The sequence below is a fragment of the Streptomyces cyaneus genome, from assembly GCF_004028635.1.
GTDB lineage: Bacteria > Actinomycetota > Actinomycetes > Streptomycetales > Streptomycetaceae > Streptomyces > Streptomyces cyaneus.
The window spans coordinates 13,464-36,882 of record NZ_RQJW01000006.1; the positions used below are offsets into that span (position 1 = coordinate 13,464).

20 protein-coding genes and 1 pseudogene are annotated in these 23,419 nt (G+C 70.5%); 10 read left to right on the forward strand and 11 right to left on the reverse strand.

Annotated elements, in window-relative coordinates:
• Positions 1 to 256 precede the first annotated feature (256 nt).
• From EHO50_RS22085 to EHO50_RS22100, 4 genes are read left to right on the forward strand one after another with little or no spacing between them, the layout of a single operon-like run.
• On the forward strand, positions 257 to 1,030 hold the full coding sequence (locus EHO50_RS22085) for a redox-sensing transcriptional repressor Rex (RefSeq protein ID WP_128432633.1): 774 nt from the start codon (positions 257 to 259) through the stop codon (positions 1,028 to 1,030).
• Complete coding sequence (locus EHO50_RS22090; protein ID WP_128432636.1) at positions 1,027 to 2,796, forward strand: glutamyl-tRNA reductase; 1,770 nt, start codon at positions 1,027 to 1,029, stop codon at positions 2,794 to 2,796. The genes EHO50_RS22085 and EHO50_RS22090 overlap by 4 nt, the downstream gene beginning before the upstream one ends.
• On the forward strand, positions 2,793 to 3,752 hold the full coding sequence (gene hemC, locus EHO50_RS22095) for a hydroxymethylbilane synthase (RefSeq protein WP_128432640.1): 960 nt from the start codon (positions 2,793 to 2,795) through the stop codon (positions 3,750 to 3,752). The genes EHO50_RS22090 and hemC overlap by 4 nt, the downstream gene beginning before the upstream one ends.
• The gene (locus EHO50_RS22100) at positions 3,749 to 5,458 is read left to right on the forward strand and encodes a bifunctional uroporphyrinogen-III C-methyltransferase/uroporphyrinogen-III synthase (RefSeq protein ID WP_128432642.1); all 1,710 of its coding nucleotides are present in this window, start codon (positions 3,749 to 3,751) and stop codon (positions 5,456 to 5,458) included. Before hemC ends, EHO50_RS22100 begins: the two co-directional genes overlap by 4 nt.
• 442 nt (positions 5,459 to 5,900) lie before the next feature.
• On the opposite strand, the gene EHO50_RS22105 is transcribed toward EHO50_RS22100, so the two are convergent.
• Positions 5,901 to 7,292 carry an FAD-binding oxidoreductase gene (locus EHO50_RS22105; protein ID WP_128432645.1) on the reverse strand — a complete coding sequence of 464 codons (1,392 nt, stop codon included), beginning with the start codon at positions 7,290 to 7,292 and terminating at the stop codon, positions 5,901 to 5,903.
• Between the two features lie 198 nt (positions 7,293 to 7,490).
• Here EHO50_RS22105 and hemB point away from each other — a divergent pair, with 198 nt between their 5' ends.
• A complete protein-coding gene (gene hemB / locus EHO50_RS22110; RefSeq protein WP_128432647.1) occupies positions 7,491 to 8,489 on the forward strand; it encodes a porphobilinogen synthase in 999 nt (332 codons plus the stop codon).
• Positions 8,490 to 8,513: 24 nt separating this feature from the next.
• Here the strand turns inward: hemB and EHO50_RS22115 are convergent, their stop codons facing one another.
• A complete protein-coding gene (locus EHO50_RS22115; protein ID WP_128432649.1) occupies positions 8,514 to 8,702 on the reverse strand; it encodes a hypothetical protein in 189 nt (62 codons plus the stop codon).
• Between the two features lie 368 nt (positions 8,703 to 9,070).
• Here EHO50_RS22115 and EHO50_RS22120 point away from each other — a divergent pair, with 368 nt between their 5' ends.
• Together EHO50_RS22120 and EHO50_RS22125 are read left to right on the forward strand one after the other, a co-directional pair.
• On the forward strand, positions 9,071 to 10,303 hold the full coding sequence (locus EHO50_RS22120; RefSeq protein WP_128433460.1) for an aminotransferase-like domain-containing protein: 1,233 nt from the start codon (positions 9,071 to 9,073) through the stop codon (positions 10,301 to 10,303).
• A gap of 105 nt (positions 10,304 to 10,408) precedes the next feature.
• Positions 10,409 to 11,239 carry an arylamine N-acetyltransferase family protein gene (locus tag EHO50_RS22125; protein ID WP_128432652.1) on the forward strand — a complete coding sequence of 277 codons (831 nt, stop codon included), beginning with the start codon at positions 10,409 to 10,411 and terminating at the stop codon, positions 11,237 to 11,239.
• A gap of 52 nt (positions 11,240 to 11,291) precedes the next feature.
• Here EHO50_RS22125 and EHO50_RS22130 read toward each other — a convergent pair whose 3' ends face one another.
• The 5 genes and pseudogenes from EHO50_RS22130 to EHO50_RS22140 all read right to left on the reverse strand — a co-directional run bounded on the left by EHO50_RS22130 (position 11,292) and on the right by EHO50_RS22140 (position 13,964).
• Positions 11,292 to 12,089, reverse strand: a complete 798-nt coding sequence (locus tag EHO50_RS22130) for a DUF4253 domain-containing protein (protein WP_128432654.1) — start codon at positions 12,087 to 12,089, stop codon at positions 11,292 to 11,294.
• Between the two features lie 43 nt (positions 12,090 to 12,132).
• Entirely contained in the window at positions 12,133 to 12,702 is a 570-nt protein-coding gene (locus EHO50_RS46070) for a DUF2690 domain-containing protein (RefSeq protein ID WP_425472256.1), read from the reverse strand.
• Positions 12,689 to 12,910, reverse strand: a complete 222-nt coding sequence (locus EHO50_RS46075) for a hypothetical protein (protein ID WP_425472258.1) — start codon at positions 12,908 to 12,910, stop codon at positions 12,689 to 12,691. The genes EHO50_RS46070 and EHO50_RS46075 overlap by 14 nt, the downstream gene beginning before the upstream one ends.
• Positions 12,911 to 12,939: 29 nt before the next feature.
• A pseudogene (locus EHO50_RS46080) lies at positions 12,940 to 13,125 on the reverse strand (helix-turn-helix domain-containing protein); the annotation flags it as partial.
• Positions 13,122 to 13,964, reverse strand: a complete 843-nt coding sequence (locus EHO50_RS22140) for a peptidoglycan-binding protein (protein WP_128432658.1) — start codon at positions 13,962 to 13,964, stop codon at positions 13,122 to 13,124. The gene EHO50_RS22140 and the pseudogene EHO50_RS46080, both read right to left, overlap by 4 nt.
• A 315-nt stretch (positions 13,965 to 14,279) precedes the next feature.
• Between EHO50_RS22140 and EHO50_RS22145 the strand changes: the two genes are divergently transcribed.
• A complete protein-coding gene (locus tag EHO50_RS22145) occupies positions 14,280 to 14,756 on the forward strand; it encodes a peptidoglycan-binding domain-containing protein (RefSeq protein ID WP_128432660.1) in 477 nt (158 codons plus the stop codon).
• 24 nt (positions 14,757 to 14,780) lie between these two features.
• On the opposite strand, the gene argS is transcribed toward EHO50_RS22145, so the two are convergent.
• Positions 14,781 to 16,535 (reverse strand): arginine--tRNA ligase, encoded by a 1,755-nt coding sequence (gene argS, locus EHO50_RS22150; RefSeq protein WP_128432662.1) that lies wholly within the window; start codon positions 16,533 to 16,535, stop codon positions 14,781 to 14,783.
• 252 nt (positions 16,536 to 16,787) lie between these two features.
• Here argS and lysS point away from each other — a divergent pair, with 252 nt between their 5' ends.
• Positions 16,788 to 18,533, forward strand: coding sequence for a lysine--tRNA ligase (lysS, locus tag EHO50_RS22155; protein WP_128433461.1), 1,746 nt, complete (start codon positions 16,788 to 16,790; stop codon positions 18,531 to 18,533).
• Positions 18,534 to 18,613: 80 nt separating this feature from the next.
• Here the strand turns inward: lysS and EHO50_RS22160 are convergent, their stop codons facing one another.
• From EHO50_RS22160 to EHO50_RS22170, 3 genes are all read right to left on the reverse strand, one after another.
• Positions 18,614 to 19,909: a DUF2637 domain-containing protein gene (locus EHO50_RS22160; protein WP_128432665.1), complete on the reverse strand. Its 1,296-nt coding sequence runs from the start codon at positions 19,907 to 19,909 to the stop codon at positions 18,614 to 18,616.
• Positions 19,910 to 20,099: 190 nt separating this feature from the next.
• Positions 20,100 to 21,008, reverse strand: a complete 909-nt coding sequence (locus tag EHO50_RS22165; RefSeq protein ID WP_128432667.1) for a DUF3558 family protein — start codon at positions 21,006 to 21,008, stop codon at positions 20,100 to 20,102.
• A gap of 122 nt (positions 21,009 to 21,130) precedes the next feature.
• On the reverse strand, positions 21,131 to 21,994 hold the full coding sequence (locus EHO50_RS22170) for a DUF3558 domain-containing protein (protein ID WP_128432670.1): 864 nt from the start codon (positions 21,992 to 21,994) through the stop codon (positions 21,131 to 21,133).
• 215 nt (positions 21,995 to 22,209) lie between these two features.
• On the opposite strand from EHO50_RS22170, the gene EHO50_RS22175 reads away from it, so the two are divergent.
• Positions 22,210 to 23,403, forward strand: coding sequence for an RtcB family protein (locus EHO50_RS22175; RefSeq protein WP_128432672.1), 1,194 nt, complete (start codon positions 22,210 to 22,212; stop codon positions 23,401 to 23,403).
• Positions 23,404 to 23,419: the final 16 nt, after the last annotated feature.

Here is a 23,419-nt window from a genome sequence, read left to right on the forward strand (position 1 = left end):
GGATCGACGGCGACTTGGTCTCGGGGGCGGGGATCGTTGAGGAGAGTGTGCGGTTTTGCCCCCAAGAGCAGAGGAACGGTGGTGCGAATGCGCCGGTTCCATACCTGTGCGCCGGGCGTGCGTGAGCCCGGTCACGTTGGGCGGGCAAATCGGACACCATCTTTGTGCACGCGTTCACAAAGACATAGCCTGCTGTCGACGGGGCGGTCTGGGTACGTGTGACCGCCTGCAGCCCCGCTCTACCCGCAGGAGCACCGTGGCAACTGGCCGAACTCACCGACCGGCGACCCGCAGCCGAGGGATTCCCGAGGCCACCGTCGCCCGGCTTCCGCTGTACCTCCGAGCCCTGACGGCGCTGTCGGAGCGCTCGGTACCCACGGTCTCGTCCGAGGAGCTCGCGGCCGCGGCGGGGGTCAATTCCGCGAAGCTGCGCAAGGACTTCTCGTACCTCGGGTCGTACGGCACGAGGGGTGTCGGCTACGACGTCGAGTATCTCGTCTACCAGATCTCCCGTGAGCTGGGGCTCACCCAGGACTGGCCGGTTGTGATCGTCGGTATCGGTAACCTCGGCGCCGCGCTCGCCAACTACGGCGGGTTCGCCTCCCGTGGGTTCCGCGTTGCCGCGCTCATCGACGCCGATCCGGCGATGGCGGGCAAGCCCGTCGCCGGGATTCCCGTGCAGCACTCCGACGACCTGGAGAAGATCATCCAGGACAACGGCGTGTCGATCGGCGTCATCGCCACCCCCGCCGGTGCCGCCCAGGCGGTCTGTGACCGGCTCGTGGCCGCCGGGGTCACCTCCATCCTGAACTTCGCGCCGACCGTCCTGACCGTTCCGGACGGCGTCGACGTGCGCAAGGTCGACCTCTCCATCGAGCTGCAGATCCTCGCCTTCCACGAGCAGCGCAAGGCCGGCGAGGACGCCGCCCACTCCGACGGCACCGGACCGGCCGCCGTCACCCGCGAGGAGTCCGACGCATCCGCCGACCAGGGGCCCGACGGGGACGTACCCGCCGTGATGCCGGCATGAGTCTCCTCGTCGTAGGGCTGAGCCACCGCAGCGCCCCGGTCAGCGTTCTGGAGCGGGCGGCGCTGAGCGCGGACGCCCAGATCAAGCTGCTGCAGGACACCGTCGCCGCGGAACCGGCCACCGAGGCCGCGGTGCTCGCCACCTGCAACCGCATCGAGCTGTACGCCGACGTCGACAAGTTCCACGCCGGTGTCGCCGAGCTGTCCACGCTGCTCGCCCAGCACAGCGGGGTGGGCCTCGACGAGCTCACGCCCTACCTGTACGTCCACTACGAGGACCGGGCCGTACATCATCTGTTCTCGGTGGCCTGTGGGCTCGACTCCATGGTCGTCGGGGAAGGGCAGATCCTCGGGCAGATCAAGGACTCCCTCGCCAAGGCGCAGGAGCTGCACAGCGCCGGGCGGCTGCTGAACGACCTGTTCCAGCAGGCCCTGCGGGTCGGCAAGCGCGCCCACTCCGAGACCGGGATCGACCGTGCCGGGCAGTCCCTGGTCACCTTCGGCCTGGAGCAGCTGGCCGCGGGGACGGACGTCATGGCGTGGGCCCGCGGCAAGAAGGCCCTGGTCATCGGCGCCGGGTCGATGTCCTCGCTGGCCGCCGCCACGCTCGCGCGTGCCGGGGTCGCCGAGATCGTCGTCGCCAACCGCACCTTCGACCGCGCCGAGCGCCTCGCTGCCCTGCTCGCAGAGCAATACGGACAGGGCTCGAGCGAGGCCGACGACACGGACGTGCTGGCCCGCGCGGTACCGATGGAGTCGGTGCCGGTCGAGCTGACACGTGCCGACATCGCCGTCTCCTGCACCGGCGCGACCGGCGTCGTCCTCACGGCCGAGGAGATCGCGGCCGCGGTAGAGGGCCGTACCGGGCGGCCGGTCGCCTTCGAGGACGCCGAGGGCAGCGGTCGTACGACGGCCAAGGCGCCCGCCGCCAGGGCCAACGCCGACGGTGGCGACGTACGGCAGACTCCGCTGCCGCCCACCAGCGTCGGCACCGACGAGGACTGTCCGCTGGACCTCACCGCCGTGCAGGGAGGTTTTTCCGTGTTCGGGGAGGCCGCCGTCGCCGGCATGGACGCGGCCACGCTGGAGCAGCACGCGGCCTGGGCCGCGGGCAGCGCCGTCGACCGACGTGAGGCCGCCCGGCGCAGCCCCGAGGCCGACGCCGAGCTGATCACCGCGCTCGCCGCGACCGTGGCCACCGTCGGCCGGATCCCCGAGCGCCGCAAGCCCGAGCCCGTCGCCGAGGCACCCCGCCCCGCGCCGGTGCTCGCCCTCCTCGACCTCGCCATGCCGCGCGACATCGACGCCGCCGTGCACCGGCTGGCCGGGGTGCGGCTGGTCGACATCGAGTCGCTGGCGGAAGCTTCCGCCGACGCTCCGATGGCGGCCGACGTCGACCAGGTCCGCCGTATCGTTTCCGACGAGGTCGCCGCCTTCGGGGCGGCGCAGCGGGCCGCTCACATCACGCCCACCGTCGTCGCGCTGCGCACCATGGCCGCCGATGTCGTGGCGAACGAGATCGCCCGCCTGGAGGGCCGTCTGCCGGGCCTCGACGACAAGCACCGCAGTGAGATCACGCAGACCGTGCGGCGCGTGGTGGACAAGCTGCTGCACGCGCCGACCGTGCGGGTCAAGCAGCTCGCGGCCGAGCCCGGCGGCGCCGGGTACGCGGACGCGCTGCGGACCCTGTTCGACCTCGACCAGGAGACGGTGGCCTCCGTCTCGCGCGCCGAGGACAGCACCGAGAAGAACCGAGGCCCACGATGACTCAGCAGCCACTACGGCTCGGCACCAGGCGCAGCAAGCTCGCCATGGCCCAGTCCGGGCAGGTCGCGGACGCCGTGAGCCGGGTGACCGGGCGGCCCGTCGAGCTGATCGAGATCACCACGTACGGCGATGTCTCCCGCGAGGCGCTCGCGCAGATCGGCGGCACCGGCGTGTTCGTCACCGCCCTGCGCGACGCGCTCCTCAACGGCGAGGTCGACTTCGCGGTGCACTCCCTGAAGGACCTGCCGACCTCGCAGCCCGAGGAACTGGTCCTCGCGGCCGTTCCCGAGCGGGAGGACCCGCGCGACGTGATCGTCGCCCGGGACGCCCTGAAGTTCACCGACCTGCCGCGCGGGGCGCGCATCGGTACGGGTGCGCCGCGCCGGATGGCGCAGCTGAACGCGTACGCGCGCAGCCACGGGCTGGACATCGAGACGGTCCCGATCCGCGGCAACGTGGATACCCGCATCGGGTACGTGCGCGACGGCGAGCTGGATGCGGTGGTGCTGGCTGCGGCCGGGTTGCAGCGCATCGGCCGCATTGACGAGGTGACTGATTTCCTGTCAGTCGACACGGTTTTGCCCGCCCCCGGCCAGGGGGCCCTGGCGATCGAGTGCACCGCGGACAACGCGGACCTGATCGCCGCGCTCGGCGAACTCGACGACCCGTTCACCCGGGTCGCCGTGACCGCCGAGCGATCACTGCTCGCCGCCCTGGAGGCCGGCTGCTCCGCCCCTGTGGGCGCGCTGGCCGACCTGTTGGCCGACGGGCAGATTGTCAAGGAAATGCGCCTGCGCGGCGTCGTCGGCACGACCGACGGCACGCGGATGGTGCAGCTGTCCACCACCGGTCCCGTGCCCGAGAAGCACGACCAAGCGCTGGCGCTCGGTCGCGAACTCGCTACCGAGATGCTTGCCCAGGGCGCGGCCGGTCTGATGGGGGAGCGAGCACAGTGAGCCCCACCACTCTTCCCGCCGCCGGTCCTGAACACGGGCACGTCACCTTCCTCGGTGCCGGACCCGGGGATCCGGGACTGCTGACTCTGCGCGCCGTCGAGGCGCTGGCGAACGCGGACGTACTCGTCGCCGAGCACGAGGTGCTCGACGTCGTACGCCAGCACGCCAGATCCGGTGTCGCCGAGGTGTACACCGATACGGGTCCTGAGCCGGACGCCGTTTCGGGCACAGGCACGCCTCAGCTAGCGGTTGTTGACGGCGCGTCAACGACCGCTGCGCTACCCGCGGTGCGGGATGCCGCACATCTTGTCATGGAGGCCGCGCGCAGCGGCAGGCGGGTCGTCCGTGCGGTGTCCGGGGATCCCGGGCTCGACGCGTACGCCGCCGAGGAGATGCTCGCGTGCGCCGCGGCGGGTGTGCCGTTCGAGGTCGTGCCGGGTGTGGCCGCCGCCGTGGGTGTGCCGGCGTATGCCGGTGTGCCTCTGCGGGACGCGCAGGGCGCGGACGTGCGGTTCGTGGATGCGCGCACGGCTTCGGACCGGTGCTGGACCGAGGTCGGGGCGTCGGACGGGACGGTTGTCGTCTCGACGACGCTGGATGCTGTCGGTGCGGCTGCGGGTGAGCTGGTGTCCGCGGGTCGTAAGCCTGATACGCCGATGACGGTCACTGTCGCCGGTACGACCACGCGCCAGCGGACCTGGACCGCGACGCTCGGGACCATCGCGCAGACGCTGAAGCAGGCCAAGGTGCTGCCCTCGCCCGAAGGCGGGCGGCCGGTGATAGCCGTGGTCGGTGAGCGTTCCGCTGCTGCTCAGCGTGAGCAGTTGTCGTGGTTCGAGTCCAAGCCGCTCTTCGGGTGGCGGGTGCTCGTTCCTCGTACGAAGGAGCAGGCGGCTTCGCTCTCCGACCAGTTGCGGTCGTACGGGGCCGTGCCGCACGAGGTGCCGACGATCGCCGTCGAGCCGCCGCGGACGCCTCAGCAGATGGAGCGGGCGGTCAAGGGGCTCGTCACCGGGCGGTACGAGTGGATTGCGTTTACGTCTGTCAACGCGGTCAAGGCTGTGCGGGAGAAGTTCGAGGAGTACGGGCTCGATGCTCGGGCGTTTGCCGGGATCAAGGTCGCCGCGGTGGGGGAGCAGACCGCCAAGGCGCTGATTGCCTTCGGTGTGAAGCCGGATCTTGTGCCCAGTGGGGAGCAGTCGGCTGCGGGGTTGCTCGAGGACTGGCCGCCGTATGACCCCGTTTTCGATCCGATCGACCGGGTGTTCCTGCCTCGGGCGGACATTGCCACCGAGACCTTGGTGGCCGGGCTCATCGAGCTGGGCTGGGAGGTCGACGACGTCACGGCTTATCGGACCGTGCGGGCTTCGCCGCCGCCGGCCGAGACGCGGGAGGCGATCAAGGGGGGTGGCTTTGATGCCGTTCTCTTCACGTCGTCGTCCACGGTGCGGAATCTGGTGGGGATTGCCGGCAAGCCGCACAACGTGACTGTGATCGCCTGTATTGGGCCTGCTACCGCGAAGACTGCTGAGGAGCATGGGCTTCGGGTGGATGTGATGGCTCCGGAGCCGTCTGTGCACAAGTTGGCTGAGGCGTTGGCGGACTTCGGGCTGCGGCGGCGGGCTGCTGCGGTGGAGGCCGGGGATCCTGTTACTCGGCCGAGTGAGCGGCGGCCGGGGGCTCGGCGGCGGCGGTCCACTACGTAGGTGTGGGGGGCGGTGGGGATTCTCGCCCCCGCCGCCCCTACCCTTCCCGTCCTTGAAGGGGCTCCGCCCCTTCGACCCCGCCAGGGGGCTCCGCCCCCTGGACCCCCATCGGCCTGAACGGCCTCGTCCTCAAACGCCGGACGGGCTGACATTGCCTGGGCCGGCGCCGGGAAGTGACCGCTGCCGCGAGGCGGAGCCCCCTGCGGGTGGGTGGGGGATCGGGATGGCCCTGCTCGTCCTCAAACGACGGACGGGCTGACATTGCCTGGACCGGCGCCGGGAAGTGACCGCCGCCGCGAGGCGGAGCCCCCTGCGGGTGGGTGGGGGATCGGGATGGCCCTGCTCGTTCTCAAACGCCGGATGGGCTGGATGATGCCGACCGGCGCCGGGTAGTGACCGCCACCGCAGTGAACTCGTCCTCAAACGACGGATGAGCTCCCGTTTACGTGGTGACCGTGTGGCCGAAGCGGAGCAGGTTGGATGGGTCGTACGTCGACTTGTCCTGGCGTAGGCGGTCGTAGACCTCTGGGGTCCAGGCTCGGGCTCGGTCGGAGGCGTTGCCCGGGGTGCCGTGGATGTTGATCATTGTGCGGCCTGTGCCGTAGGGGGCCATCGCCCTGTGCAGGGATGTGGTGGCCTGTTCTATGGCCTCCGCCGCGGGTGGGGCGGCCAGGACGCCTATCGCTTCCAGGAGGTAGTTCGCGTCCCGGGCGCAGATGGCGTCGTCCTGGCGGGCGGGGCGGGCCAGGGCGCCGCCCATATGGCGGATCTCCACCAGGAGCAGGGGGCAGTCGGGGACCTCGGGCCCGACCTGGTCCAGGAACGTACGGATGGCGTCAGGGGTGAGGTCGCGCATCAGGGTGCACGACTCTCGGGCGGGCAGCGGGTCCTGCGGCTCCAGGTGGATGCGGTCCAGGGCCGCGTACGGCATTTCCTCCACCGTGTCGACCGCCACCGGTGCCGCCGCGCGGATCGGGGCCAGCAGGCGTTCTCCCTCGGCCGGGTCTCCGGGCCAGGCGATCGCGACGCGGGCCCAGAAGCCGCCGCGGAGGGGTTCGGGGATCTCCGGGATGGGGGGCAGCCGTAGGAGGGTGAAGGCGCTGCACATTTCGTCCGGGAGTGTCCTGGTCCAGTCGGTCCATGCGCGCAGGACGGCCTCGGTGTGCTCGCCGGGGAAGTAGACGCCGCCGCCGAGGATCGTGGGGAGGGGCAGGAGCTCGAAGGTCATGGAGGTCACCACGCCCACGTTGCCCTTGCCGCCGCGCAGTGCCCAGAACAGCTCCGGCTCCTGGTCGGGGTCGCTCTCGCGGAGCGTGCCGTCGGGCGTGACGACGTGGAAGGAACGGACCAGGTCGGCCGCGTAGCCGTACGCCCGGCCCAGGACGGGCAGCCCGCCGCCCAGCGTGTACCCGACCGCGCCCGCGTCCGTGGACGTGCCGGAGAGCGCGGCGAGGCCGTGTGGTGCGGCCGCTTCCAGGACGTGCCGCCACTTCGCGCCCGCCGCGACGGTTGCCACGCGCTGGTCCGGGTCGATGCGTACGTCCGTCATGCGGGTCGTGTTGATCAGCAGGCCGTGGTCTATCGGGAAGTTCGCGCCGTGGCCCGTAGCCTGGACCGCGACCGGGGTGCCGGTGGCCGACGCCCAGCGCAGGGCCGCCACGATGTCGTCGGTGCCTGTCGCGCCCACGACCACGTCGGGCGTGTGCAACGCGGCCAGGTTGAAGCCGGTGACCTCGTCGGCGTAGCCGTCTTCGCCGGGGCGCAGGACCGGGCCGCGGAGGTCGGAGAGGGCGAAGAGGTCGGGGGTCTGGTGGAGATGGTGGGTGGCGGGCATCGCGTCCTCCGTGGTGCGCGTACAGCGTTCGAGGGAGGGGCAAGTGGGAGCCCAGCTTGGCTCTGGTGGGGTCCTTGAGGCCTTTTCTTCAGGATGGACCCGGTGGGCGGGGGCGCGCATGCGGGTCGCCGACAGGGTGCTCCCGTGCCGACGGCTCGTCGGCAAAGGTGCTGTCGGGGCGGGCGTAGCGTAGGTGGCATGACGACGTACGGATCCTTCCCCGGCACGCGGCCGCGGCGTCTGCGGACCAGCCCCGTCATGCGGCGCATGGTCGCCGAGACCAGGCTGCACCCCGCCGACTTCATCCTCCCGGCCTTCGTGCGCGAGGGCGTCAGTGAGCCGGTGCCCATCGCCGCCATGCCGGGCGTGGTCCAGCACACGCGGGACAGCCTGAAGAAGGCGGCTGCGGAGGCAGTGGCGGCCGGCATCTCCGGGATCATGCTCTTCGGGGTGCCCGAGGAGGAGAAGAAGGACGCCCTCGGGACGCCCGGTACCGATCCGGACGGGATTCTTCAGGTCGCCATCCGGGACGTGCGGGCCGAGGTGGGGGACGAGCTTCTCGTCATGTCCGACCTGTGCCTCGACGAGACCACCGATCACGGGCATTGCGGAGTGCTCGATGACGAAGGGCGTGTCGACAACGACGCGACCCTCGAACGGTACGCCGAGATGGCGCAGGTGCAGGCCGACGCCGGTGCTCATGTCGTGGGGCCCAGCGGGATGATGGACGGGCAGATCGGGATCGTTCGGGACGCCCTCGATCAGATCGGGCGTGAGGATGTCGCCATCCTCGCCTACACCGCCAAGTACGCCTCCGCCTTCTACGGGCCCTTCCGGGAGGCCGTCGCCTCCTCGCTGCAGGGTGACCGCAAGACCTATCAGCAGGATCCGGCGAATGCGCGGGAGTCCCTGCGCGAGCTCGCCCTCGACCTGGAGGAGGGCGCCGACATGGTGATGGTCAAGCCGGCCGGGCCCTACCTCGACATCCTGGCGCGGGTCGCCGACGCGGTGGACGTGCCGGTCGCCGCCTATCAGATCTCCGGCGAGTACTCGATGATCGAGGCCGCCGCCGAGAAGGGCTGGATCGACCGGGACCGGGCGATCTTCGAGACGCTGACCGGCATCAAGCGGGCGGGTGCGCGCAACATCCTCACCTACTGGGCGACGGAGGCTGCGCAGAAGCTGGGACGGCAGTAACAGCGCGCGTATTACGGCGGACTGTCACCGTCCGTCGGACGGGGGCGGTGTCGTGGGCGCTGTGGCCGTGGGGCTCGTCGGCTTCGACGGGCCCTCGTCGCGCAGGCCGTGGCCGTCCTCGCACGCGGTGAGCGTGAGGGCGGCGATCGCCACCAGCGTGGCGGCGAGCAGCCGGACGCGGGGGTGACGGGCGGGGGGTGCGGACGCCGACATGGGTGGCCCTCTCCTTGGGTGTGGGGCGGGGATTGGGGTCGGGGCCCAGCCTGCGTGATCATCCGTGCCGGTCGCCACCTTCGGCGGGGAATTCGGGACGCCCGAGTGGTGGGACGGCCGCTGACCTGTAGTGATGCCAGGTCCCGGCGGTCCGGCGTGGGACGCCCCGCAGTGGTGGACGCGGGGTGCCGCTCCCTGTGTGCGGGGCGGTGAGGTCTGCGGGTGTGGGGGGTCAGGCCGGGTGTGCGAGGCGGTGTGGTCCGTATCCCGGAAAGTCGCTTGTAGGTGGCACGTAGTTCTCTAGGCTGCCCGGCACGAGCCGTCGCCCCCCACGCCGTCGCAGCCCAAGGAGCCGTGTCGTGAACGTCATTGAGCCCGCGCCCCGCCGCCCTGCCACCGCCGTCGCCACCGACACCGCCACTGCCACCGCCGCCGTGCCGCCGTTCGCGGCGCGGACCGGGGCGGTGGGCGGATCGCCGGTGCGGGACATCCTCGCTGTCACCGCTCGTCCCGAGGTGATCAACTTCGCGGGCGGCCTGCCGGCGCCGGAGCTGTTCGACCGGGAGGGCATCGCGGCCGCCTTCCAGGATGTGTTCGCCGAGACGCCGGCGCACGCCCTGCAGTACTCCACCACGGAGGGCGAGCCGAGCCTGCGGGGCGGGCTCGCCGCACGTATGTCCGCGCGCGGGCTGGTGACGGACGCCGGCGACCTGCTCATCACCAGCGGCTCCCAGCAGGGCCTGTCGCTGCTGGCCACCGCACTGCTGGAACCGGGGGACACGGTCCTGGTCGAAGACCCCTGCTATCTGGCGGCACTTCAGGTCTTCGGCCTCGCGGGAGCCCGGGTGGTGGCCGTGCCGGGCGATGCGGACGGGGTGGATCCGCTCGCACTGGAGGAACTGGTGGCGCGGGAGCGGCCGAAGCTCTTCTACACCGTGCCCACGTTCCAGAACCCCACCGGCAGAACCCTGCCCGCCGAGCGCAGGGCAGCCGTCGCGGAGGTCGCCGCGCGGTGCGGGCTGTGGATCGTCGAGGACGACCCGTACGGCGAACTCCGCTACGAGGGCGAGCGCGTGCCCTGGATCGCCTCGTACCCGGGCGCGGAGGACCGTACGGCGCTGCTCGGCTCCTTCTCCAAGGTGATGGCGCCGGGGATACGCCTGGGCTGGCTGCGCGCGCCCGTCGACCTGCGGCGCGGTTGCGTGGTCGCCAAACAGGCCGCCGACCTGCACACCCCGACCCTCAACCAGCTCGCCGCCGCCCGCTACCTCACCGGCCTCGACGCACACGTGGCCCGGGTCAGGGACGCCTACCGCGAACGCCGCGACGCCATGCTGGCCGGCCTGCCCGGGGCCCTCCCGGAAGGCTCCACCTGGAACCGGCCCGAGGGCGGCATGTTCCTCTGGGCTCGCCTGCCGGAGTCGTACGACACGACGGCCCTGTTGCCGAAGGTGGTGCAGCAGGATGTCGCCTACGTCCCTGGCGCGCCCTTCTACGCCGGTGAGCCCGACCGGTCGACGCTGCGGCTGTGCTTCGTGACGCAGACGCCGGAGGAGATCGGGGAGGGGCTGAAGCGACTGGGGGAGGGGCTGCGGGGGTAGCGAGGGCCGCGGGGCTGTGGGGCTGCGGTCCTAGGGCCAAGGGCCCAGGACGGGTCGGGCTCCGGGCGGCAGACGGGGCGGGGCGCGTGTTCCTAAGGTGAAGCCATGTCCGACACCATGGGGTTCGATCTCGACGTGTATCTCCGGCGGATCGGTTGGGAGGGGGAGCGGCGGGCCGACGCGGCGACGCTGCGGGGAGTGCATCTGGCGCACATGCGGGCCATTCCGTTCGAGAACCTGGACGCCCTCAGGCGTACGGCGCCGTCCCTCGACCCGGCCGATCTGATGGCCAAGCTGGTGCACAGTCGGCGCGGCGGCTACTGCTACGAGCACAACACGCTGTTCGCGTGCGCGTTGAAGGCGCTTGGCTTCACGGTGACGCGACTGGCCGCGCGCGTCGTCGTGGGCGCCGACCGCATCGAGAGCCGCCCACGCACCCACATGGCGCTGCTCGTCGAGGCCCCCGGCGATCCGCAGCCGTATCTCGCGGACGTCGGCTTCGGCGCGATCGGCGCACTGCTGGAGCCGGTGCCGCTGACGGCCGGTGTCGAGTTCCGGGACGCGGAGCGCCGGCACCGGCTCGTCCACGCGCCGCACGACGGGCCGCTTCAGCTGTGGCTGCTCCAGGCCCACGACCGGGCGAAGGACGACTGGACGGACCAGTACGCGTTCACGCTGGAGCCGTTCGAGGAGCCCGACTTCGAGGTCATCAACTGGCACATCGGGACCAACCCGCGCTCGCCCTTCACCCAGCGCGTCTACGTCCAGAGCGTCACCGCCGAACGCCACCTCCTCCTCAACGGCCCGCTTCTCACCGAGACGCGGGTGGACGGGGCGGTCGTCGAGCGGGAGGTGACGGAGGAGGCTCAGGCGCGGCGGCTGTTGGAGGAGGAGTTCGGGATCGAAGTACCTGAGGGGATGCGGCTATTGACCTGAGAGCTCTGCGGCCCGTCAGCCCTGCCAGTCTCGTCAAAGGCCCGTCAGCCCGTCAGTCCCACCAGAAGTGCCAGGCCGGCTGGTTGAGGAGCTGGTGTTCGGCGTACGCGGTGAGTGTCGTGTCGCTGCCCTGCCAGATGTTGTCCGGGCAGAACGCGAAGTGCTCGGCGGCCAGCGCCTCCGCCTCGGCGAGGGTGGTGGGCGGTGCGGCGACGGACACCAGCAGGGTGTCGAAGCCGAGGGCGACGGTTCGTATGCCGAACCGGTCCTCCCAGGAGCGGAGCACCGCGGACAGGCGGCCGGTGTCGTTCTCGTGGTTCGCCGGACCCAGCCAGCCGATGGCCGTGGGGATGTCGGCGCTGCGGCGGGCCGGGACGAGGGCGAGACGGGGGTCCTTGAGGGGGGCACGGCCGTCGAGGAGGGAGTCCACGACGTCGGAGGCGACGGATTCGGGGTCGGTGGCGGTGTCTTCGAGGCCCGTGGCGGCGTCGGTGCGCTCGGTGTCGAGCAGGCCGGGCCAGTCCGCGTCCTCCTCCGCGCACTCGTCCCAGAACTCCTCCAGCACCTCCTCGGCGTCATGGTCCCCGGGGTACGACATCTCGGCGGGCATCAACTCCCACAGCTCCGGCCCGCCGTGGCCGGCGCCGACGTCGAGGACGACCGGGAGCAGGCCCACGGCGGGTGCCGTCCGCCGGAGCGTGGCCCAGTCGCCGGGAGCCGCCGGGCCGTCCGCCAGCCACAGCAGCGGCTCGTGCCACGCCCCGTCGTCGGTCGCGTCGACCAGGGCGCCGGGCGGGAGTTGCAGACCGAGGGACGCGAGCCTCGGCAGAGGGTTCGGAAGTGTCGCCATGTCGGTGAACTGTAGGCGGCGGCACTGACAATGAGCAGCGCCCTCACTCGCCCACACGGGCCTCGACGCAGTCGCCCTCGCCGCCCGCCGCCGGTCGGAAGCAGGCCCGGACGACGGTTCCGGGACGAGTCGCGGTCATGGGGGTGTAGACGTAGGACTCCGCGTCGCCGGTGTTCCGGACCTCCGCGCTGCGGGGGCCAGCCGCACGGCCGTCCCGACCGCCTGCCGTCATCTCGATCCGGTCGCCGATGCGCGTCCCCCACATCCGGGCCCAACTCGCCTCGCACTCCTCGCTGTAGCGCAGTTCGATCCAGGCGCCGTCGGCGGTGCGGCGCGCGGCGAGGGTGGTCGGCCCGGCGGCGCAGATCATCTGCATCGGGCTCTTGCCCTCGCAGACCGCTCCCCGGCAGCGCGGCCCGGTCGCGGCCGGGGCCGGGGTCAGCGACGACCGCGGTTCGCCGTCCCGGTGCGGCAGCAGCAGGGCCACCGCCGCCACACCCCCGACGGCCACGGCACACACCGACGCGAGCACCGCCACGGCCGCCGCACCGCGGTGTACGGCGGTGTCGCCGGCGACGCTGTTGCCGGTGGGCGTGGCGCTACCGGTGTGCATGGCTTCCCGAGGAGCCGGAGCCGGGGCCGGGGCTGGAGCAAGTATCGGCGTCGGGGTCGGGGTCGGCGGGGGCGTCGGAGGCGGCGTCGCGGTCGGACATGGAGGTGAGGACGAGACCGTGGCCAGGGCCGCGGTCGGCGATGCGGATCGCGTCCGTGGCGCCGCCGGCCCGCTCCGTCCGCTGCCCTCCGACTCCGCGATCTCCCACAGGGCCAGACAGCGCCCCTCCGGCTGGCCGGCGAGGCGGCACAGCTCCTGTACCGCGTCGCGCGGTGGCAGCGTCCTGCCGTTGAGGTAGCGGTCCCAGGACGACTTGCTGAACGCGGTCTTCGCCGCGAGGCCGGCCAGGCTCAGGCCGGTGCGTGCCTTCAGTTCCCGTAGGGCGGCGGACAGTCGGGTCCGTTCCGGCGACGGCGCCGTCATCCCCGTAGGGCCTTCCAGGTGTGCGGCCCGACGATGCCGTCCACGACCAGCCCCGCCCGCTTCTGCACCTGCTTGACCGCGCGTTCCGTCATCGGACCGAAGATCCCGTCGATGCCGCCCGGTGAGATGCCCGCCCGGCGCAACAGACACTGCGCCTCGGCCACCTCAGGCCCGGCGTGGCCGTCGGCGACGACGGCGTCCTGAGTGCGGCTGTTGCCCGCGTACCAGCGGCCGTCGATCCGCTCGATGCGGCAGGTGTACGTCGGGCCTTCCGGGGGCGCCGACCGCGAGGCCGACGCGGATGCCGGCGCAGATGCCGACGCGGAGGCCGACGTGGCGGTCGCGGCGAGGGGAGCCGTCGGTCGCTCCTCGTCGTGGCCTGTCAGTCGTACGACGAGGAAGACGGCCGTGGAGACGGCCAGCACCAGCGCCACTGCCCCCGCCACCAATGCGATGCGCAGCGAACGGCCGGGCGACCGCGTCCCGGTGGCGTCGGCCGAGAGGAGCTCCGGCCGGGTCGCCTCCGCTTCCGGCACGGGCGCCTGCGCCGCCGAGGTCGCCGCCCCGCGCCGCTTCCCCCACACCTCCGTGGCGACCTCGTGCAACGCCAGTAAGCGCGTCGGCTCCTCACCCCCGACCCGGGCCAGCGCCTCGACGGCCTCCCGGGGAGGCAGCGACCTGCCGCCCAGATACCGTTCCCAGGACTTCTGGCTGTAGCCCGTCCTTGCCGCCAGCTGCCGCAGGCTCAGCCCGCTGTGATCCTTCAGGCGGCGTAACCGCACCACCAACTGCCGTACGCGCGGATCCAGTTCCGCGGGCAGCGCTGCCCAACGCGACATGTTCCCCCCACTCGCGTTCATGGTTCGGGCCCGCGGTCCGTGGTCGGCGTCCCCCGTGCCCCGTCGCATTCTGCATCAGCATCCACGGACCGCACCGGCAGCCGGTTCCCGCACCGGTACGGAATCGGCCACCGGCCGCCACAGCCGTCCCGCCGTGCCGTCCCACCGGCTGGCGTCTGCGCAGGTCAGCGAGTGAGGCGTCCCACGACGACGTCACTTCCGCGGCAACTGTGGCAACCCTCGCCGTCCGCCCCGCACTGTCGTGTCGTCAGCCGGCGGCACATCAGGTGCCGCCCCACGACCCGAGGGGAAAGCATGCGACCGAACGTGTTGACGAGGACCGTCGTCAGCCTTACCGCCGTCGTCGGGCTCGCCGCCGGAACGGTGGCGGCCGCGGGTACCGGCTTCGCGGCGTCCCAGCCGGCCGCCGAGCCGGCGGTGAGCCTCCAGAGCATCACCGTCCAGGCGGTGCAGAACTTCGGCCTGAGCAGCCAGCAGGCCAAGAACGTCCAGTGCTTCCTGAAGCAGGACGACACCGCCAAGTACCGGGACTCCATCGACGGCAAGCTGGGCACGAACAGCTGGAAGGCGTTCCAGCGCTTCTTCAAGAAGTACTGGGACTACAACGACACCATCGACGGCGACCCCGGCCCCAACACGGTCATGGCGCTGCAGCGCATGCTGAAGCACGGCTGGGACTACCGCGACAGGATCGACGGGGACCCGGGGCCGAACACCCGCGCCGCGTTCAAGCGCTTCGCCAACGACGCGAGCGTCTTCTACCCCTGCTGAGCAGACCGGACGGCCCGGGCGGCCTCAGAGCCGCTCGGGCGTCCGGATGCCCAGCAGGGCCATGCCCTGGTGGAGGGTGCGGGCCGTCAGGTCGCACAGGAACAGGCGGTTCTCCACCTGCGCGGGCGTCTCCGCCTTCAGCACCGGGCACTTGTCGTAGAACGACGTGTACAGCGACGCCAGCTGGTACAGGTACGCGGCCAGCTTGTGCGGGGCGTACTCCGCGGCCGCCTCGAAGACCGTGTCGCCGAACGCGTCCAGGTGCAGACCGAGCGCCCGCTCCGCCGGGGCGAGTTCGAGCTCGGGGTGCGCGGCCGGCTTCGTCTCGCCCGCCTTGCGCAGGATCGACTGGATCCGGGCGTACGCGTACTGCAGGTACACGCTCGTGTCGCCGTTCAGCGACACCATCTGGTCCAGGTCGAACTTGTAGTCCCGGTTCGGCGACGTCGACAGGTCCGCGTACTTCACGGCACCGATGCCGACCTGCGCGGCCCGCTCCTGGATCTCGCCCTCGGTGAGGTCCTGCGCCTTCTCCCGTACGACCTCGGCGGCCCGCTGCACGGCCTCGTCCAGCAGGTCCTCCAGCCGTACGGTCTCGCCCTCACGCGTCTTGAACGGCTTGCCGTCCGCGCCGAGCACCGTGCCGTAGCCCATGTTGTGCGCGGTGACGTGCTCGGTCAGCCAGCCGGCCCGGCGGGCCGTCTCGAAGACCATCTTGAAGTGGAGCGACTGGCGTACGTCCACCACGTACAGCAGCGTCGTCGCGTGCAGGTCGAAGACACGGTTGCGGATCGCGGTCAGGTCGGAGGCCGCGTAGCCGAAGCCGCCGTCGGCCTTCTGCACGATCAGCGGCACCGGCTGGTCGTCCTTGCCGCGGATCTCGTCGAAGAACACCACGAGCGCGCCCTCGGAGCGCACCGCGACGCCCATCTCCTCCAGGAGGCGGGCGGTCTCGGGCATGCCCTCGTTGTACGCGGACTCGCCGACGATCTCCTCGTCGCGGACCTCCATGTCCAGCTTCTCGAAGACCGAGTTGAAGTAGACCTTCGACTCGTCCACGAACTGCTGCCACAGCTCGAGGGTCTCCTTGTCGCCGGACTGCAGGGCGACGACCCGCTTGCGGGCCCGCTCCTTGAACTCCTCGTCCGCGTCGAAGACGGCACGCGACGCCTTGTACACCCGGTTGAGGTTCGACATGGCCTGCTCGCCGTCGACGTCCTCCGGCGGGGCCAGCTCGCCGGGGTGCTCGAACAGGTACTGGATGAGCATGCCGAACTGGGTGCCCCAGTCGCCGATGTGGTGGCGGCCGATCGTCTTCTCGCCGGTGAAGTCGAGCATGGCGCGCAGGGCGTCGCCGATCACCGCGGACCTCAGGTGGCCGACGTGCATCTCCTTGGCCACGTTGGGCTGGGCGTAGTCGACGACCGTGACGCCGGGGGTGTCCTTGTGGGGGACGCCGAGGCGTTCGGTGTCCGCGTGGCGCGCCGCGAGGTTCTCTGTGATCGCCTTGTCGGAGACCGTGATGTTCAGGAAGCCGGGGCCGGAGACCTCGACGTCCTTGATCACATCACCGGTGACGATGTTGCCGACGACCTGCGTCGCCAGCTCCCGAGGGTTCGACTTGGCCTTCTTGGCGAGCGCCAGGATCCCGTTGGCTTGGAAGTCGGCCCTGTCGCTACGTCGCAGCAACGGGTCCGCGTCGGCCTCCGGCCGGGTGGCCGAGAGGGCGTTCGCGAGACGCTGCTGGACTTGATCGGTGAGCGACGTGACCGAGGTCATGGGGTGGGAGCCGTTCTCCTCGTGGATTGGTAGACGTGGTCAGTATCCCACGGGGCCGCAAAGGGGTTTTCCGGCTTCGTGCCCGGGTGCGGGGCGGTGGGGGCTTGTCGCGCAGTTCCCCGCGCCCCCGATAGGCGGCTGCGCCGCCTATCGGGGGGCGGTCGTGTAAAGGCGTTTTCGTGGTTGACGTCCTTGCTGGGACAATGAGGGCGCCAGCCGTTGACCGTACGGCTGCCCTGGAGAAAGAAGGACGTGCCGATCGTGGCTCAGAGCACCGAGACCACCGACTGGGTCTCCCGTTTCGCGGATGAGGTCATCGAGGAGTCGGAGCGTCGGGCCCCGGGCAAACCGGTCGTCGTCGCGTCCGGACTCTCCCCCTCCGGCCCCATCCACCTCGGCAACCTGCGCGAGGTCATGACCCCGCACCTGGTCGCCGACGAGATCCGGCGGCGCGGACACCAGGTCCGGCACCTGATCTCCTGGGACGACTACGACCGGTACCGCAAGGTGCCCGAGGGCATCCCCGGGGTCGACAAGGACGAGTGGGCGCAGCACATCGGCAAGCCGCTGACCTCCGTCCCGGCCCCCAAGGGCTCCGCGTACCCGAACTGGGCCGAGCACTTCAAGGCGGCGATGGTCGAGGCGCTCGCCGAGCTGGGCGTGGAGTTCGACGGGATCAGCCAGACCGCGCAGTACACCTCGGGCGTGTACCGGGAGCAGGTCCTGCACGCCATGAAGCACCGGGGCGACATCGACGCCGTTCTCGCCCAGTACCGCACCAAGCCCAAGGTCGGCGCCAAGAAGTCGCAGAAGCCGGTCGACGAGGCCGAGCTGGAGGCCGCCGAGGGGTCGGGGGCGGCCGCCGAGGACGACGGCAGCTCCGGCTCCGCCGGGTACTTCCCGTACAAGCCCTACTGCGGCAACTGCGAGAAGGACCTCACCACCGTCACCTCCTACGTCGACGACACCACCGAGCTGTCGTACACCTGCAACGAGTGCGGCTTCGCCGAGACCGTCCGGCTGAATGAGTTCAACCGCGGCAAGCTGGTCTGGAAGGTCGACTGGCCCATGCGGTGGGCGTACGAGGGCGTCGTCTTCGAGCCGAGCGGGGTCGACCACTCGTCGCCGGGGTCTTCGTTCCAGGTCGGCGGGCAGATCGTCGGGATCTTCGGTGGCAAGCAGCCCATCGGGCCCATGTACGCCTTCGTCGGCATCAGCGGCATGGCGAAGATGTCGTCCTCCAAGGGTGGGGTGCCCACTCCCGGCGACGCGCTGAAGATCATGGAGCCGCAGCTCCTGCGCTGGCTGTACGCCCGGCGCCGGCCCAACCAGTCCTTCAAGATCGCCTTCGACCAGGAGATCCAGCGGCTCTACGACGAGTGGGACAAGCTGGACGGGAAGGTCGCCGACGGGTCCGCCCTTCCGGCCGACGTCGCCGCGCACTCCCGCGCGGTGCGCACGGCCGGTGGCGAGCTGCCGAGGACGGTGCGGCCGCTGCCGTACCGGACCCTCGCGTCCGTCGCCGACATCACCGCCGGGCACCAGGACCAGGCGCTGCGGATCCTCTCCGAGCTGGACCCGGAGAACCCGCTGGGCTCGCTCGACGAGGCCCGTCCCCGGTACGACAAGGCCGAGGCGTGGATCAACACGCAGGTGCCCGCCGACCAGCGGACCATTGTGCGCGACGAGCCCGACGTCGAACTGCTGAAGTCCCTCGACGAGGCGTCCCAGCAGTCGCTGCGGCTGCTCCTCGACGGGCTGGAGTCGCACTGGTCGCTGGACGGGCTCACCCACCTCGTGTACGGCGTGCCCAAGGTCCAGGCCGGGTTCTCCGCGGACGCCACGCCCAAGGAGCTGCCGGCCGAGATCAAGACCGCCCAGCGCACGTTCTTCGCGCTGCTCTACCACCTGCTGGTGGGTCGGGACACGGGTCCGCGACTGCCTACGCTGCTGCTGGCGGTGGGGCAGGAGCGGGTGCGGCGCCTGCTCGGCGAGTAAGCGAGTAAGCCAGTAAACGAGCAAGCCAGATAGCGGTACGGGAAAGGGGCCCTCCGGCGAGGGCCCCTTTCTGCTGCACGTCAGGCGATGTGGTTCTCTTCCAGCTCCGCGTTGTAGAGGTTCGTGAACCGGTTGACCATGCGCTTGGCCTCGTCCGGCAGGAGCGCGGTGCCGAACTCCGCCTCGACGTTCTCGCTGAACTCGCGCGGGGTCGGGTAGCCGGTGCCGCCTATCGACTTCTTGAAGACCTGGTAGTAGTCCTCCTCCGTCGGATCCGCCGGCTCCGGCGTGCCGCCGCCCTCGCCGAGCTGGCGGGTGCGGTTCGGGCTCACGGGGATCGGGAAGGTGCCGGTCTCCTCCGGGGAGGGTTCCTGGACGGGGGGCTCCTGCTGGTACTGCTCCTGGTACTGCTCGGCCTGGAGCTGCTCCTGGTACCACTGCTCGTACTGTTCCTGCGGGTTGTACGCGGGGTCGTAGCTGCCCTGGTACTCCACGTTGCGGGGCGTGTTGAACCAGTCCTGCACATACTCGGGCTGCTCGGGGCCGGGGGTGGCGACCAGCTCCGGGCGCTGCTCGCCGCCAGGCGCCGCCTGCTGAGGGACGGGCGCCGCCACAGCGGCACGGCCGGCCGCAGCCGGGGCCGTCTCCCGCGCCACCTCCGGCACCGGCGCCGCGTCCAAGGCCTGCTTCGGTGCCGGCGGCAGCAGCGCCGGCTCGATGCCCGCCGCCGCCAGCCCCGCCGGAGCCGTCTCCGCCAGGGGAACGCCGTAGCGCGCGAGGCGCAGCGGCATCAGCGACTCCACCGGCGCCTTCCTCCGCCAGGCCCGGCCGAAGCGGGAACGCAGGCGGGCCTGGTAGACCAGCCGCTCCTGCTCCAGCTTGATGACCTGCTCGTACGAGCGGAGCTCCCACAGCTTCATCCGGCGCCACAGCAGGAACGTCGGGACCGGGGAGAGGAGCCAGCGGGTGAGGCGTACGCCCTCCATGTGCTTGTCGGCCGTGATGTCCGCTATGCGGCCGATCGCATGCCGGGCCGCCTCCACCGCCACCACGAACAGGATCGGGATCACGGCGTGCATGCCGACGCCCAGCGGGTCCGGCCAGGCCGCCGCGCCGTTGAAGGCGATCGTCGCCGCCGTCAGCAGCCAGGCCGTCTGACGCAGGAGCGGGAACGGGATGCGGATCCACGTCAGCAGGAGGTCGAGGGCGAGCAGCACACAGATGCCCGCGTCGATGCCGATCGGGAAGACATAACTGAAGTTCCCGAAACCCTTCTTGAGGGCCAGCTCGCGGACAGCTGCGTAGGAACCGGCGAAGCCGATACCGGCGATGATCACGGCGCCGAACACGACCACGCCGATGAGAACGCGGTGCATCCGAGTCAGCTGCGGCGCGGCCACTCGTACTCCCCTCCCAGTGCATGTTGTTGCGCGCAACAGAGTGGCACATCCGTGCGGCGAACGGATTCACGCACGGCACGAGCCCGGTCCCTGGAGGGGGCCGGGCTCGTACAACGGGCGGGGCTGAGCTGCGCGTTGTGACGCAGCGGTGGGGCAGGTGTGACGGTCAGCTCTTCTTCGACGCTGACTTGGACGGGGAGCTGGACGCCGCCTTCGAGGCGTCGGCCGAGGGAGACTTCGACGGAGTCTTCGAGGCCGACTTCGAGGGGGTGCTGCTCGGCGTGCCCGCGCTGCCGGTGCCGTTCGCCTTCGTCACCGCGGCCACCGCCTCCTTGGCCGCCTTCTGCGCGAGCTTGTTCAGGGTGTCCGCGCTCGGGGTCTTCTCACCGGCCAGACCGGCGCCGTTGTAGTCGAGCATGACCACGACGTTCTCGACCCGGGCCACGACCGTCTCCTGCTTGAAGGAACCCTCCTTCTTCTTCAGGTCGTAGCGCACCGCCGTCGCCTCGTCGCCCACCCCGGCGACCGGCTCCGACTTCGTGTTCTTCGCGCCCGACACCGAACGGGCGTCCTGCACCTGAGTCTCGTAGTACTCCTGCGCCAGCTTCTCGCCCGAGCCGCGCGTGACGTCCGACTCGAAGCGCAGCAGGGAGACGTTCAGCCAGCGGAACTGCGAGCCCTTCACGCCGTTGTTGTCGAGGCTGCTCCAGGAGCAGGAGCCGCGCGTCGATGCGTCGTCCGACGAACCCGCCTTGCCGGACTTGGCCTTCGGAACCAGGTCTTCCAGCGTCTTCTTCGACAGCACCTTGCACGGCTGCGGAAGCGACTTGTACACGGCCGCCTGCACCGTCGGCGACGGACTCGCGGACGCGGACGCCGACGACGAGGTCTGCGCGCCGTCGCCTGCTCCGTCGTCCGAACCGGAGTCCGAGGAACAGCCCGTGGCGATCAACATCACGGGCACCGCCGCCGCGCAGACAAGGAATCGGTGAAGGCCCTTCACCCGCTGCTCACGCTCGTCACGGCGGTCCCTCTGGTCTCGCTCTGCTGCTCGCTGCATGGTTCCTTCACTCATGACTGACACTCGTGGTTCCTGCGGTCGGATCGGGTCCGAGGGGCCACGGTACGCGGTGAAGAAGGTGTGTGGTCTCGTTTCGGTTACGTCGTATGCGGGCGTACGGGGGTGAGCGGGGGGCGTCACTCCGTCAGCGCGTCCGCCAGCTGCGCGGCCAGTTTCTGGGCCCTGTCCTGCATTTCCTCGCTGTCCGGGACCGTGCCGACCGTCGCCGGCTGCTCCTCGTACTCGATCCGCACGATCACATTGGACGTGCGGAACACCACAGTCACCGTGCGCTGCTGAGCCGTCGAACCGGAACTGCTGAGCTCGTCGTCGAGGAAGGCCTCGTCGCCGAGGTCTTCCAGGACGCGGGGCTGGAGCTCGGCGGGAGTCGTCCCGTCGGTGGAGCCGGAGCCGGAGGGGGAAGCGGAGGACGAGGCGGACGGGGACCCGGACGCCGAGGTCGAGGCCGACGCAGAGGGCGAGGATGAGGGCGAGCCGCTCGGCTCGGAGGTGGACGTGCCCTCGCCGCTCACGGTCTCGGTACTCGTCGGCGCGGGAAGGTCGGCCGCCTCCTGCTGGGTCGCGAAGAGCTCCTGCGCCTCGCTGTCGTCGCTGACCGCGCCGCTGTACGACACCACACGCTCGAAGTCGACGAGGAGATGGTCGGTGGCCTCGGCCGACTCGACCTTCCAACGGCAGCCCACCTTGCGGTCGGTGTCGAACGTGAGCGTCGGCGTGCCCTCGTACGCCTTCTCGCGCTGCTCCTCGTCCGTGAGCTCCTTGACGCCGGGCAGGAGCGAGTCGAGGGTCTCCTCACCGACCACGTCGCACGGGTCGGGCAGTGTGCGGTACCGGCCGGGCTCGGCCACCGCGCTCGCCGTGCCCGCGTCGCCGGGGTTGGAGTCGTCGGTCGTGCCGCCGCTGTCGGAGCTGCCGGTGCAGCCGGCCAGCAACGCCGCGAGGAGCGCGGCGACGCCGGATACGTACGCCTTCCGCTGCACGGTCAGGCTCCTCTCGACGGTGCTGTGTGGTCGGTCCGTTGCCGGTCTTTCAGCGTCCCCGCTGGTTATTCGCTTGCCGCGCGGGGGCGCTCCCTGGAGACAATGTGTATCGCACGCACCGCCGTGGACGCCGGTCCGCTGTCCCATTTCAGCGACCTTGGCGCCGGTTTTGCGATTTCAGACTTGTATTTTCTTTCCGGGGGATAGAGGACGATATGTCGTACGTGGAGATGCCGGGCGCGAAGGTTCCCATCCGTATGTGGACCGACCCGGCGACGGTCGAGGACGTGGCGCTGCAGCAGCTGCGCAATGTCGCGACGCTGCCGTGGATCAAGGGGCTGGCGGTCATGCCGGACGTCCACTACGGCAAGGGCGCGACGGTCGGCTCCGTCATCGCCATGCGCGGGGCCGTGTGTCCTGCGGCGGTGGGGGTGGACATCGGTTGCGGGATGTCGGCGGTGAAGACGTCTCTTACGGTCAATGATCTGCCGGGGGATCTGTCGCGGTTGCGGTCGAAGATTGAGGCTGCGATTCCGGTGGGGCGGGGGATGCATGACAGTCCGGTTGAGCCGGGGAGGTTCCATGGGTTGGCCACTGCGGGGTGGGATGACTTTTGGGGGCGGTTCGATGGGGTTGCGGAGGCTGTCAAGTTCCGGCGGGAGCGGGCGGGTTTGCAGATGGGGACGCTCGGATCCGGGAATCACTTTGCAGAAGTAAATATTTGTGACTCTGGATCTGTGTGGCTCATGCTGCACTCGGGTTCGCGCAACATCGGCAAGGAATTGGCCGAGTACCACATCGGCGTGGCCCAGAAGCTCCCGCACAACCAGGGCCTGGTCGACCGCGACCTGGCCGTTTTCGTGGCGGACACGCCGCAGATGGCGGAGTACCGGAACGACCTGTTCTGGGCGCAGGAGTACGCCAAGTACAACCGCACGATCATGATGGCGCTACTCAAGGATGTCATCCGCAAGGAGTTCAAGAAAGCAAAGCCGACCTTCGAGTCGGAGATCTCCTGTCACCACAATTACGTGGCGGAGGAGCGGTACGAGGGCATGGATCTGCTCGTGACCCGGAAGGGCGCGATCCGGGCCGGCTCCGGTGAATACGGGATCATCCCGGGTTCGATGGGGACGGGCTCGTACATCGTGAAGGGTCTCGGTAACGAGAAGGCGTTCAACTCGGCCTCGCACGGCGCCGGTCGGCGCATGAGTCGGAACGCGGCGAAGCGTCGCTTCACGACGAAGGACCTGGAGGAACAGACGCGGGGCGTGGAGTGCCGTAAGGACTCCGGCGTCGTGGATGAGATTCCCGGTGCCTATAAGCCGATCGAGCAGGTCATCGATCAACAGCGGGACCTCGTGGAGGTCGTGGCGAAGCTGAAGCAGGTCGTCTGCGTGAAGGGGTGACGCAAGAGGCCCCCAG